This window comes from Neorhizobium descurainiae (assembly GCF_051400715.1).
Classification (GTDB): Bacteria; Pseudomonadota; Alphaproteobacteria; order Rhizobiales; family Rhizobiaceae; genus Neorhizobium.
Genome location: NZ_JBLFFK010000004.1, coordinates 235,076 through 248,088, shown reverse-complemented (window position 1 = coordinate 248,088; position 13,013 = coordinate 235,076). Strand labels below are relative to the sequence as shown.

Genomic DNA, 13,013 nt, shown 5'->3' with positions numbered 1-13,013 from the left:
GTCAGGCTCCTGTAAAGTCGTAGGGGCGGGCGAGGATCATCGCCCTGCCGCTCTTTAGATGGAATTCCAGCGGACCTTCCGCAACATTCGAGACGGTGCGGGAGGAGCCGAAGGGCAGCGAAAAGTTTTCCAGCGGATAACGCGCGCCGATGATATCGAGCCCTTCGAGCGCCGAGAAACCGATGATCGAAAAGAGCGAGCCCTTCGGCAGGTCGAGCACCTTTTCACCCGGAAGCAGCGGCACGGCCTCCTCTTCGCCGGACGTCAGCAGGATATCGAAGCCGCGCTCGGCAAGGCTCATGGCGTGAAGGAGATGCTGAAGCGCATGGTCGCTGCGTTCGCCGCCGAGCGCACCGGCAAAGATCAGCTTCGTGGCGCCGCGGTCGATCGCTTCCGCCGTGGCGATTTCTCCATCGGTCTCGGTCTTGGCGGGCGGATAGGTCCGCTGCTCCACGTCCGGCCATTGCCCGGCAAGCTCGGCATCGGTGGAATCGAAATCGCCCACCCAGAGTTCCGGCTGTGCGCCGAGTGCCGCCGCATGCCGCATGCCGCTGTCGGCCGCGATGAAGCGGCTGGCGCCGACCGCTTCTCGCAGGCGGTCGGTGACGGTCAGATTGCCGCCGAGCAGAATGGTGAACGTCGAATGGCTCATGGGCATTGCCCATAGCGCAAAGCGGTAGGTCAGGGAAAGCTGTTGCGCCGCCGAAGCCAAGCTTTTAGTTTGCGGCTCGTTCTTTCGATCGGGATGCCAAGATGCAGTTTGAGGGTACCGCGGACTATATCGCCGACAAGGATCTCATGGTGGCGGTCAATGCCGCGATCCGGCTCGAGCGTCCGCTGCTGGTCAAAGGCGAACCCGGAACCGGCAAGACGGAACTCGCCCGGCAGGTGGCCGCGGCGCTTAACCTCGATCTCATCGAATGGAACGTCAAGTCCACCACCAAGGCGCAGCAGGGGCTTTACGAATACGATGCCGTCTCGCGGCTGCGCGACAGCCAGCTCGGCGACGAGCGCGTCCACGATGTCGCCAATTACATCCGCCGCGGCAAGCTCTGGCAGGCTTTCGCGTCCGACAAGAAGGTCGTGCTGCTGATCGACGAGATCGACAAGGCGGATATCGAATTCCCGAACGACCTCCTGCAGGAACTCGACCGTATGGAGTTCCATGTCTACGAGACCGGCGAGACGGTGAAGGCGAGGGTCCGGCCGATCGTCGTCATCACCTCCAACAACGAGAAGGAGCTGCCGGATGCCTTCCTGCGCCGCTGTTTCTTCCACTATATCCGCTTCCCGGATGTCGAGACGCTCGCCCGCATCGTCGAGGTGCATTATCCGGGCATCAAGCAGGTGCTCGTCCGCAATGCGCTGACCCAGTTCTATGAAATCCGCGAAATGCCAGGGCTCAGGAAGAAGCCGTCGACGTCCGAGGCGCTCGACTGGATCCGGCTTCTCGTTTCCGACGGCGTCGATCCGGCCGACCTGCGAGGCGACGTGAAGAACGCGCTTCCGAAGCTGCACGGCGCACTCTTGAAGAACGAGCAGGACGTGCATCTCTTCGAACGGATGGCCTTCATGGCGCGGCGGGAGCGATGAGCAAGATTTTGCTCCCATTGACGAGAGGCTGAGCAAGGCGTATTTGAAACGCCGTCATTCGTGGTGATTTGGCCGGCCGGCTTGCAGCCACGTAAAAAAAGTCGCTAAAGGGCCGCGAGAAGATGACTTCCCACGGACCGGTCGCGATTTTTGTCGCCGCCGGTTTTTTATTTTGTGGGTTTAGACATGCCGATCAAGATTCCCGATACGCTGCCCGCATTCAGCACCCTTGTTTCAGAGGGTGTGCGGGTGATGACCGAAACCGCGGCGGTGCGGCAGGACATTCGTCCGCTGCAGATCGGGCTCCTCAATCTCATGCCGAACAAGATCAAGACCGAGCTGCAGATGGCACGCCTCGTCGGCGCCACGCCGCTGCAGGTGGAATTCTCGCTGGTGCGCGTCGGCAACCACAAGGCCAAGAATACATCGGAGGAGCATCTGCTCTCCTTCTACGAGACGTGGGAAGAGGTGAAAGACCGCAAGTTCGACGGCTTCATCATCACCGGTGCTCCGATCGAGACGCTGCCCTACGAGGAAGTCACCTATTGGGACGAGATGGAGAAGATCTTCGACTGGACCACGACCAACGTGCATTCGACGATGAATGTCTGTTGGGGCGCCATGGCCGCGATCTACCATTTCCACGGCGTGCCGAAATACGAGCTGAAGGAAAAGGCTTTCGGCGTCTATCGCCACCGTAATCTCGCGCCGTCCTCCGTCTATCTCAACGGCTTCTCCGACGACTTCCAGGTGCCGGTGTCGCGCTGGACGGAGGTGCGCCGTGCCGATGTCGAGAAGGTGCCGAGCCTCGAAATCCTGATGGAGTCGGACGAGATGGGCCTTTGTCTCGTGCACGAGAAGAAGGGCAAGCGTCTCTACATGTTCAATCATGTGGAATACGACTCCACTTCTCTCGCGGACGAGTATTTCAGGGACGTCAATGCCGGCATTCCCATCAAGCTGCCGCACGACTATTTCCCGCATAATGATGACACGCTGACGCCCTTGAACCGTTGGCGCAGCCATGCGCATCTTCTCTTCGGCAACTGGATCAACGAGATCTACCAGACGACGCCCTATGAGCCGCAGAAAATTGGCGAGCTGGAGAAGATCGGCACGGAATAGATCGGCGCGATGTTCATCCCCTTCTTCCTGCGTTTGAGAGAAGCAAAGATCCCGGTCACGCTGCGGGAGTTCCTGGCGCTTCTCCAAGGCATGGAGGAGGGGCTGGCGGATTTCGACGTCGAGGCGTTCTATTTCCTAGCCCGCGCCGCGCTGGTGAAGGACGAGCGGCATATCGACAAGTTCGACCAGGTATTCTCCTCCCATTTCCACGGACTGGAGACAGTGTCGGGCAAACCGGGCCTCGATATCGCGAATATTCCCGAGGAGTGGCTGCGCAAGCTTATCGAGAAACACCTGACGGAGGAGGAAAAGAAGCTCGTCGAGTCGCTCGGCGGTTTTGAAAAGCTGATGGAGACGCTGCGCCGGCGACTGGAGGAGCAGAAGGGCCGGCATCAGGGCGGATCGAAATGGATAGGCACCGGCGGCACGTCGCCTTTCGGAGCCTATGGCTACAATCCGGAAGGTGTCCGCATCGGGCAGGAGGAGTCGCGCCATCGCCGGGCGGTGAAGGTTTGGGACAAGCGCGAATTCCGGGATTTCGACGACAGGGTCGAACTCGGTACGCGCAACATCAAGCTGGCGCTGAAGCGGCTGCGGCGCTGGGTGAGAGAAGGAGCGGCGGAAGAGTTCGATCTTCCCGGCACGGTCCGCTCCACGGCCGAACACGGCTATCTCGACGTGCAGACGCGGCCCGAGCGGCACAACGCTGTCAAGCTCCTGATGTTCTTCGACGTCGGCGGGTCGATGGACGGCCATATCCGCGTGGTAGAGGAGCTGTTCTCGGCGGCGCGGGCCGAGTTCAAGCACATGGAGCATTTCTACTTCCACAACTGCCTTTATGAGGGCGTCTGGAAGGAAAACCGCCGCCGTTCGGACCGGGTGGCGACGCTCGATCTCATCCGCAGTTATGGCGCAGACTACAAAGTGATCTTCGTCGGCGACGCCTCGATGAGCCCTTACGAGATCAGCCATGCGGGCGGCTCGGTCGAGCATTGGAACCAGGAGCCGGGACAGGTCTGGATCCAGCGCGTCACCGAGCACTTCCGCCGCTGCATCTGGCTCAATCCGGTGCTGCAGGATCATTGGAACCATACGACCTCGATCGGCATGATGCGGCAGCTCATGACCGGCCGCATGTTTCCGCTGACGCTCGGCGGTCTGGAACAGGCGACGCGCGCACTGACCCGGTGACTCAAGGATTTTCTTGATGACGGCGTTGCAGCTTGCCGCCAAATCGCGCAGTTTGCCGCCAAAGATATTGCGGAGGAAGTATTCATGGCGCATCGGGATTTCGAGGTTTTCGGCACGACGGAGAAAGGCGAGCCCGTGTATCGGGTCAGAATTTCCGGCGGCGGATTGACGGCTTATGTTATGACCTGGGGCGCCGTCATCCAGGATCTCAGGCTCGAAGGCCATCAGCCGCCGCTCGTGCTCGGCTTCGAGACCTTCGATCTCTATCCGGTCCACTCGCCCTATTTCGGGGCGACTCCGGGCCGCTGCGCCAACCGCATCGCCGGCGGCCGTTTCACGCTCGATGGCAAAGAATATCAGCTCGAGATGAACCAGCCGGGGATCGGCCACCTTCACGGCGGCACGGACGGGATCGGCCGCAGCAACTGGACGATCGTCGACCATGCGTCGGACAAGGTCGTGCTGCGGATCACAGATCCGGATGGCCGCGCCGGTTATCCAGGCAATTGCACCATCAGGGCGACCTACCATCTCAAGGATGACGGCGTGCTGTCGGTGGTCTACGAGACCACCACCGACCGGCCGACGCTCGCCAATATCTGCCAGCATTCCTATTTCAATCTCGACGGCCGCGAGGATGCGCTCGGCCACGACATCATGATCGCCGCCGACCATCTCGTTGCCGTCGACGAGAAGCAGTTGCCGACCGGCGAGCTGACGGCGGTCGCCGGCACGCCGTTCGATCTCGGCGACATGGGACCGATGAAGCGGTTCGATGGCGGCAAGCAGGTCCTGTTCGACCATAACTACTGCCTTTCGACGGAACGCACCGAAAAGCGCCCGGTGGCCCTGGCGCGCAGCATCTATTCCGGCGTTTCGATGGAAGTGCGGACCACCGAGCCCGGCGTGCAGTTTTATGCCGCCTTCAAGCTTCAGGAGCTTCCCGTGCCGGGCCTGGAAGGCCGTCGCTATGGCCCCTTCGCCGGCTTCTGCCTGGAAACCCAGGTGTGGCCGGACGCCATCAACCACGCAAATTTTCCGAACGTCGTGCTGCGCCCCGGCGAAGTGCTGCGGCAGGAGACGGATTATGTCTTTTCGAAACAGTGATGATGATCGGTCTCGTCCCGGCTGGATGGCCGTGTGAAAAATAAACGTTGGTCATACAAATCCGGGATGCGCGTAAAGTCCGTAAATCTTTGCGTCCATATCAAATTGTTCCCTGCCGTTGGCCAGCGAAAACAAGCTTTCGCTGGCCGGTTTACATTGTGGAATGCGGTTCAATTCTGCCGTTAGTTAAATTTCAACCGATCCTGGACTAATTTTCTTCAGGATTGCCGCCGCCGGCGAGTGACCGCCCTCTGAGAGAACATATGAACGACATCGTCATCAGGAAGCCGCTTTCCACACGGCTCACTTTTTTTGGATTCGCGGCGGTTCTTTTCGCGAGCGGTGCGATCGGCGGCCTTGCCTGGGATCGTCAGTCGCGCATGACCGACCAGGCGCTGCAGACTGAACTTGAAAGCGACCTTGCGGTGGTCCAGGACGATATGGCGGCCCAAAGGCGCGCCGCCGCAGCTCTCGCCCTGACCATCGCGGCCACTCCTGAAACGGCGCCGTTGATCCTCGCCAACGGCAGGCAGGACCTGCTCGCCCGCTATTCGAACATGAAGGCGGTCAAGGATGCGAGCGGCATCGAGATGATCACCTTCAGCGACGCCGGCGCCAATGTGGTCGCCCGCGTGCATGATCCGGATGTCTTCGGCGACAATATCAAGGCACGCCGGAAGATGGTGGCAACCGCGCTCGCTGAGAACAAGCTCGTTGCCGGCATCGAGACCGGCCGCACCGCCGTCAGCCTGTTTGCGACCGCTCCCGTGGTCCAGGACGGCAACGTGGTCGGCGTCGTCGACGTTGGCCTGAAGCTCGTCGATTCCTATTTCGCCCGCCTGACGAAGGAAGTGAACGCCGATGTCGCGCTTTACACCAAAGGCACAGACAAGTTCGACAAGCAGGCGTCCACCTATTCCGGCGATCCGATCCTGACACCTGCGGAACTGCAGGAGGCTTACGACACGGGCAAGGTCCGCCGCTATGCGGATATCGGCGGCAGGAACTATGCCGTCGAGGCTGTGCCGCTGCTCGACTTTTCCGGCGCCAAGGTCGGTGTTCTCGAAATCGCTTCGGATATCACGCCTCTCGTGCAGGCCAGCCAAACGGCGATCTGGATGACGGTTGCCGGCAGCGTGATCGTCTCGATCCTGTCGCTTATCGGTTTCCTGATTTTCGCCCGCTCGCTCGGCAATACCGTGCGTCGTCTGACGACCACGATGGCGAAGCTCGCATCCGGCGATCTCTCCGCCGAAGTGACGGGCCAGGAGCGCCAGGATGAAGTCGGCGCGATGGCGCGTGCCGTACAGGTTTTCAAGCAGGCCGCCGAGGAGAACATCCGCCTGGAGCGGGAAACGGCGGAAGCCCGCGAAGCGCAGGAAAGCCAGCGCCAGCGGCAGTCGGCGATCGACAACGCCAAGGCGGAGGATCTGCGCAGCTTCGTTCATGCGATCGAAGACGGCTTCAACGGTCTTGCCGGCGGCGACCTGACCGTGCGAATGGACCGCCCCGTCGCTGCGGAATTCGAGCCGATCCGGGCAAAGTTCAACAGCTCCGTCGCCAATCTCGAAGAGGCGATCGGCTTGGTCGTGGGTGCCGTCGGCACGATTCGCGCCGGTCTGCAGGAAATCTCGATCGCTTCGAACGATCTCGCCAAGCGCACCGAGCAGCAGGCCGCGAGCCTCGAGGAAACGGTTGCCGCTCTCGGCCAGGTCACGTCCGCCGTCAACGAAAGCGCCAATGGCGCAAGTCATGCCCAGGGCGTTGCCACGCTGGCGCAGGAGAAGGCGCAGCGCGGCGGTGAAATCGTCGCCAAGGCGGTCGCCGCCATGGCCGCGATCGAAACCTCGGCCGAACAGATCAACCGCATCATCGGGGTGATCGACGATATCGCCTTCCAGACGAACCTCCTGGCTCTCAACGCCGGTGTCGAGGCTGCCCGCGCGGGAGAGGCCGGCCGCGGCTTTGCGGTTGTCGCCCAGGAGGTCCGTGGGCTCGCCCAGCGGTCCGCCGACGCCGCGAAGGAGATCAAGACGCTGATCTCCACCTCGTCGGCTCAGGTCAAGCAGGGCGTCGAACTGGTCACCGCTTCGGGCAAATCGCTCGAGGACATTGTCGGCGAAGTCGCGCAGATGGGTAATTTCGTCAACACGATCACATCCAGCACCAATGAGCAGGCGACGAGTCTGAGGGAAGTCGCCGCCTCCGCCGACCAGATGGACAAGGTGACCCAGCAGAACGCGGCGATGGTCGAGGAAACCACTGCCGCGGCGCAGAGCCTGACGCAGGAAACCGATAACCTTGCGGAGATGGTGACCCGCTTCAAGACGAATGCCCGGTCCGCCTCCCACGGATATTCCGCTCGCGGCTATCGTTCCCGCGCCGCCTGATCGACGGCCGTTTCCGAAGCCAGGAGGCGCGTCTTCAGATAGGATTTCAGCGCCGCAGGATGACGCTGACATCGGCATCGATGTAAGCCCCGGATCGCGTCGGGGTCCTTGAAGGCAGCGCCGTCGGTAACCAGGCAGTTCTCTGCCGCAACAGAGCTTTCGGCTCTTGTTATTTCGGCGGCTTGTCCGGCTTGGCCAGTATGAAATCGCCGAATTCCATAGGGAAGGGAAACAGGATCGTTGAAGTCTTTTCGCCGGCGATGACGTTCAACGTGTTCAGGTAACGAAGCTGCATCGCTTCCGGCTGCCTGGCGAGGATTTCGGCTGCCTCAAGCAGCTTCGCCGCTGCCTGCTGCTCGCCCTCGGCGTTGATGACCTTCGCCCGACGCTCGCGTTCGGCCTCTGCTTGACGGGCGATGGCACGAATCATGGATTCGTTGATGTCCACATGCTTGATCTCGACATTGGCAACCTTGATGCCCCACGCATCGGTCTGGACGTCGAGGATTTCCTGGATGTCGTTGTTGAGCTTGTCGCGTTCGGCCAGCATCTCGTCGAGATCATGCTTGCCGAGCACCGAGCGCAGTGTCGTCTGGGCGAGCTGGCTTGTGGCCGTCATGAAGTCCTCCACCTGAATTGTCGATTTCTCGGGGTCGATGACCCGGAAGTAAATCACGGCATTGACCCTCACCGAGACGTTGTCGCGGGAGATGACATCCTGGCTGGGCACGTCGAGCACCCGCATACGCAGATCGACCCGTATCATTTGCTGGACGTAAGGGATGAGCAGGATCAAGCCCGGGCCTTTGACGCCGGTGAACCGCCCAAGCGTGAAAACGACGCCGCGTTCGTATTCCCGCAGGATCTTGATCGCCGATACGACGATGAGCAGCAAGAGGAGGATGGCTACGAGATAGAAGACGATATCTGCAAGCATGCCCATGACATTTCCTCCTCGTTCGGAAGGCCGCTATTCTTCTCGCGGGCTGTGAGCGACTTCAAGCGTCAGTCCGTTTCGGCCGATTACGTTCACGTTGTCACCGGCGGCGAGCGGTTCGGCGGAAATGGCCTTCCAGCGTTCGCCATGCGCGATGACATAACCTGATGTCTCTTCCCAACTGTCCACCTTACCCGAAATGCCGATCATCTGTTCGGCCCCGGTAACGACGTTGCGGCGGCGTGAGGAGAACGCGAGGCGGGCGATGACGACACTGAGCGCAAGGCTGACGACCGCAATGCCACCCAGCACGGGCCAAGAGATCTCCAGGCCGGGAATATCCGGTTCGAACAGAATGGTTGCACCGAGTATCAGCGCTATCCCGCCGCCAATGCCGAGGGCGCCAAAGGAAGGCGAATGCGCCTCGGCCACCGTCAATCCGACGCCAAGGGCAATCAGCCCTATGCCGGCGTAGTTAACCGGCAGCAACGCCAAAGCATAGAGACCCAGCAGAAGGCAAATACCGCCAATCGTGCCGGGGACAAATGTCCCGGGGGTGAGGAATTCGAAGATCAGGCCGTAGATGCCGACCATCATGAGGATGAGCGCGATGTTCGGATCGGTGATCACGGAGAGCAGTCGGGTCCGCCAGTCGGGTTCGAATTCCTGAACCGTAAGCCCGGTTGCGTCGATTCGGATATCCGTTTGGCCCACCCGTACCGTACGGCCCTGCGCCTGCGTCAGAAGATCGTCGATGGTGGCGGCCGTGAAATCGATGACGTGCTCCCGGGCCGCGGCGGTCGAAGAAAGGCTCGCAGCTTCGCGCACGGCCCGTTCCGCCCAATCGGCGTTGCGATTGCGTAATTCGGCAAGTCCGCGGATGAAGGCCGCGGCATCGTTGACCGCCTTTGCCTCGCGGGCTTCGCGGGGAGGCTGTCGCTGTGTGCCGGCCGGCTCATTGGGAGCATCGCGCTCCGGCTCCGTACCGCCGTCGAAAGGCCCCCCGCCGATTGCGACCGGTGTCGCCGCGCCCAGATTGGTGCCAGGCGCCATGGCCGCTATATGGCTCGCGTAAAGGATATACGTACCGGCGCTGGCCGCACGCGCGCCGCTGGGCGCCACGAAACTCGCGACCGGCACGGGCGAAGCCAGGATCGCGCGGATGATGTCGCGCATCGACGTATCGAGACCGCCGGGCGTGTCCATCTGCAGGATGACCAGGCTGGCTCTCTGATCGTTTGCGTGTTGAAGACCGCGTCTCACATAATCGGCAGTTGCCGGACCGATGGCGCCGGTCACCTTCAGCACCACGGCAGCGCGTGCTGTTTCGGAGGGCAGCGGGGCGGCCGAAGCCAAGGCCGAACACAGAGCCAGCATCAACGCGAGGGTTGACAGCATTCGCCGCCAAAATCCTGGATATTGCACTATCTTTCGCTGAGCGCACATCCTCTTGAAGATATGGCGGAGCTGCGAAACGGTAAGGGCGGAACCTTCCTATGTTCAGGCAGAATCGGCAAGAATGTCAGGAATGGCTGCCGGTATAGACCTTGAAGAAACTGGAGCGGGCGAAGGGATTCGAACCCTCGACCCCAACCTTGGCAAGGTTGTGCTCTACCCCTGAGCTACACCCGCTCATCAATCCGTCGGTCCGGGGTAGTTCGCTGGACCGAAGATCGCGGCTCGTTGCCGGCGACGGGCGCTATATGGCCCAGACTTTTTTCAAATGCAACAGGGAAATGACGATTGGCGGCAAGAAAAATTTCGGTTCCGCCAGACTCTTCCGGCCGCCGGCTCCGTGCAGGAACCGGCGGCCGCCTTGCCTCAGGAGGCGGGACAGACCGCCCCGGAATCCACCCAGGCGCGGATCAGTTCGCCGAACTCGGCCTGTGTGCCCGGCACCGGCTCGCGGCCGGCGCCCGGGTTCCAGCCCCAGCCGACCAGCTCGTCATGCGCCATGTGCTCGACCAGCTCGTCCATGGTCATGTCGCCGTTGCGGGCCGGATCCTTGATCTGCTGACAGATCTGGCCGAGCGTCTTGCCCTCCCAGGCCATCTCGATCGGCGCGAGGTGCCAGGCGGGATTGCCGGGGATGCTCTTGATCGTATCGGCTTGGCCGACGACCGGCGTGTTCTCGGCGCTGTGGCAGGTGGTGCATTGCATGCCGGGAAGCCCCATGCCGCCGTCGCCGCGGAAGACCGGCGGCTGGTGCGGATGCATAGAGGCTCCCTGCAGCGGTCGGTCCGTCGCGGGGTGGCAGTTGACGCAGCGCGGATGCTGGATGACCTTGCCGGCTTCCGTGAAGAGCGCCACGGAGCGTTCCCCCTCGTTGGCGATCGACTGGAACGAGGAGGCGGGTCTTAGCGGGCTCGCGTCGGTCCTGGCGTCCTGCGCCACCGAGACGGGCGTAAGCGCCGTCCCGGCGGCCACGAAGAGACAGCCGGCGGCAACGCTGGTCAGAGCGGAGCCGGTGAGAGCGATTTTCAGGTTCATCGGTCGTTGGTCCTCATCCTGAGTCGTTAGGCCGAAACGATATTGACGATCGGAAGCTGCCTCACCGGTGCTCCGGTCAGGCTTCGCCAGGCATTGGCGACCGCCGGACCGACGGGCGGCACGCCGGGCTCGCCCACACCGGTCGGCCTTTCGGTCGACTTGATGATCTCCACCTCCACGTCCGGCATCTCGTCGATGCGGATCGATCGGTAGTCGTGGAAGTTCGACTGCATGATCCTGCCGCCCTTGCCGAGCGTCACCGCATCGAAGAGGACTGCGCCCAGGCCGTAGCCCACGCCGCCTTCCATTTGCGCCTTGATGACGTTCGGGTTGACCGCAACACCGCAGTCAACCGCACACCAGACTTTGTGCACGCGTGGCGCCCCATCCGGGCCGACCGAGACCTCGACGACCTGGCCGACATAGGTGCTGAAGCTTTCCACCACGGCGACGCCACGGGCGCGGCCATCGGGTATTTTGGAACCCCAGTTCGCCATTTCGGCGGCTTTCCGCAAAACGCCCGCATGGCGCGGCTTTTCCGTCAGGAGCGCGAGGCGGCCTTCCACGGGATCGCGGCCGATCTTCTGGAAGAGCTCGTCGACGAAGGTCTCGACCGCAAAACCCGTATGGGTATGGCCGACCGAGCGCCACCAGAGCGGCGGCACGACGAGCTGGACGTTGTGCGAGGTCACCTTCAGATTCGGGATCGCGTAGGGCAGGTTCGACGCACCCTCGACCGAAGTCTCATCGAGATCGGCCTTGCCCATGATCGATTGGCCGACGATCACCTGTTCCCAGGCCGTGATCTGCCCTTCGGCGTTGATGGCGCCACGCATCCTGTGGGCATACATCGGACGGTAGTAGCCGCCGCGAATGTCGTCCTCGCGGGTCCACATGTGCTTCAGCGGACGGTTTCCGCCGCTTGCCGCATAGACGGCTGCCGCTTCCTGCATGTAGGGCGAACCGAACTGCGCCTTGCGGCCGAAGCTGCCGCCGGCGAGCTGGGTATTTACCCGCACCTTCGTTTCGTCGAGGCCCAGAATCTGGGCCGCAACCGTCTGGTCCATGCCCGGGAACTGCGCACCGTTATAGATGTCGACCGATCCGTCCGCCGCCTTGATGAAGACGGCGTCGAGCGGCTCCATCGGCGCATGGGCGAGGAAAGGAAAGACGATTTCCGCTTCCACCGTCTGCAGGCCGGGCGCCTTGAAGGCTTCATCGACATTGCCGTTGTTGGCAGCCTCCAGCCCCGGCTCGCGGAAGAGCCTCGAATAATCGGCGGCGAGTTCCTCCGATGAACGGGTTTCGGCCTTGGAAAGGTCCCATTCGATGCTCAGCGCATCGCGTCCCTTCAGAGCGGCAAAGGTGTTGTCCGCATAGACGGCGATGCCCTGCGGCACCTGCTTCACGTCAACGACGCCCTGCACCTTGCGGGCTTCGGTATCGTCGAAGCTCTTCACGGTGGCGCCGAAATGTTCCGGATGAGCGACAACCGCGATCAGCAGGTCGTCCGGGGTGATGTCGAGCGTGAAGATCGCCGTGCCGTTGGTCTTGCCGTGGGTGTCGAGCTTCGGCAGTTCCGTGCCGATCAGCACGAAATCGGCCGGGTCCTTGAGCCTGGGCTCGGCAGGTGGCGTCTGGCGGGCGGCCCTTTCGGCAAGCGCGCCGAAACCGCTCTCCCTGTTGGAGGCGGCATGTCTGATGCGGCCCTTTTCCACGGTGATTTCGGCAGCGGGCACGCCCCATTCCTCCGCGGCCGCGGCGACCAGCATGGCGCGGGCCGTGGCGCCGGCCTTGCGCATCTGCTCGTAGGCGTTGGCGATCGAGCTCGAACCGCCCGTGCCCTGGAGGCCGAAGGAAAGGTTGGCATAGACCTTGTTGTCGGTCGGCGAGTGCACGGCGCGCATTTGGCCCCAGTCGGCGTCGAGTTCCTCGGCGACCAACGTCGCAAGGCCGGTAAACGGGCCCTGGCCGAATTCGATGTGCTTCGAGAGCACGGTCACCGTATCGTCGGTGCCGATCTTCACGAAGGCGTTCATCGGGGCCAGCGCGGCATCGCCGCCGGCCTGTACGCCCGTCGGTGCGGCGGTGAGCATTTTCGGCGCGATCGCCACGCCGATGACGAGACCCGAACCGGCGAGAAAGCCGCGGCGGGTGGCGGTGATATCATGCAGCGTCAT

The 13,013-nt window shown here is 62.3% G+C and carries 10 protein-coding genes, 1 tRNA gene and 1 riboswitch; of the genes, 5 read left to right on the top strand and 6 right to left on the bottom strand.

All coding sequences use genetic code 11. The features are described from left to right. Position 1: 1 nt before the first annotated feature. Positions 2–658, bottom strand: a complete 657-nt coding sequence (locus ACMGE0_RS10220; RefSeq protein WP_436815884.1) for a thiamine diphosphokinase — start codon at positions 656–658, stop codon at positions 2–4. A gap of 95 nt (positions 659–753) precedes the next feature. On the opposite strand from ACMGE0_RS10220, the gene ACMGE0_RS10215 reads away from it, so the two are divergent. The 5 genes from ACMGE0_RS10215 (at position 754) to ACMGE0_RS10195 (ending at position 7,406) form a co-directional block, all read left to right on the top strand. After that, positions 754–1,593: an AAA family ATPase gene (locus tag ACMGE0_RS10215; RefSeq protein ID WP_436815737.1), complete on the top strand. Its 840-nt coding sequence runs from the start codon at positions 754–756 to the stop codon at positions 1,591–1,593. Between the two features lie 50 nt (positions 1,594–1,643). Then, a riboswitch (SAM riboswitch) is annotated at positions 1,644–1,721 on the top strand. A gap of 58 nt (positions 1,722–1,779) precedes the next feature. Further along, positions 1,780–2,718: a homoserine O-acetyltransferase MetA gene (metA, locus tag ACMGE0_RS10210; protein ID WP_436815736.1), complete on the top strand. Its 939-nt coding sequence runs from the start codon at positions 1,780–1,782 to the stop codon at positions 2,716–2,718. Positions 2,719–2,727: 9 nt separating this feature from the next. After that, entirely contained in the window at positions 2,728–3,909 is a 1,182-nt protein-coding gene (locus ACMGE0_RS10205) for a vWA domain-containing protein (RefSeq protein WP_436815735.1), read from the top strand. 84 nt (positions 3,910–3,993) lie between these two features. Further along, positions 3,994–5,016 (top strand): aldose epimerase family protein, encoded by a 1,023-nt coding sequence (locus ACMGE0_RS10200; RefSeq protein ID WP_436815734.1) that lies wholly within the window; start codon positions 3,994–3,996, stop codon positions 5,014–5,016. Between the two features lie 263 nt (positions 5,017–5,279). Beyond that, complete coding sequence (locus ACMGE0_RS10195; protein WP_436815733.1) at positions 5,280–7,406, top strand: methyl-accepting chemotaxis protein; 2,127 nt, start codon at positions 5,280–5,282, stop codon at positions 7,404–7,406. 169 nt (positions 7,407–7,575) lie between these two features. On the opposite strand, the gene ACMGE0_RS10190 is transcribed toward ACMGE0_RS10195, so the two are convergent. The 5 genes from ACMGE0_RS10190 to ACMGE0_RS10170 all read right to left on the bottom strand — a co-directional run bounded on the left by ACMGE0_RS10190 (position 7,576) and on the right by ACMGE0_RS10170 (position 13,013). Continuing rightward, on the bottom strand, positions 7,576–8,349 hold the full coding sequence (locus ACMGE0_RS10190; RefSeq protein WP_436815732.1) for a slipin family protein: 774 nt from the start codon (positions 8,347–8,349) through the stop codon (positions 7,576–7,578). A 27-nt stretch (positions 8,350–8,376) separates the two neighbouring features. After that, entirely contained in the window at positions 8,377–9,741 is a 1,365-nt protein-coding gene (locus ACMGE0_RS10185) for an NfeD family protein (protein WP_436815731.1), read from the bottom strand. Between the two features lie 159 nt (positions 9,742–9,900). After that, positions 9,901–9,975, bottom strand: a tRNA-Gly gene (locus ACMGE0_RS10180). A 189-nt stretch (positions 9,976–10,164) separates the two neighbouring features. After that, positions 10,165–10,833: an Isoquinoline 1-oxidoreductase subunit gene (locus ACMGE0_RS10175; protein WP_436815730.1), complete on the bottom strand. Its 669-nt coding sequence runs from the start codon at positions 10,831–10,833 to the stop codon at positions 10,165–10,167. A 26-nt stretch (positions 10,834–10,859) separates the two neighbouring features. Beyond that, complete coding sequence (locus ACMGE0_RS10170; RefSeq protein ID WP_436815729.1) at positions 10,860–13,013, bottom strand: xanthine dehydrogenase family protein molybdopterin-binding subunit; 2,154 nt, start codon at positions 13,011–13,013, stop codon at positions 10,860–10,862.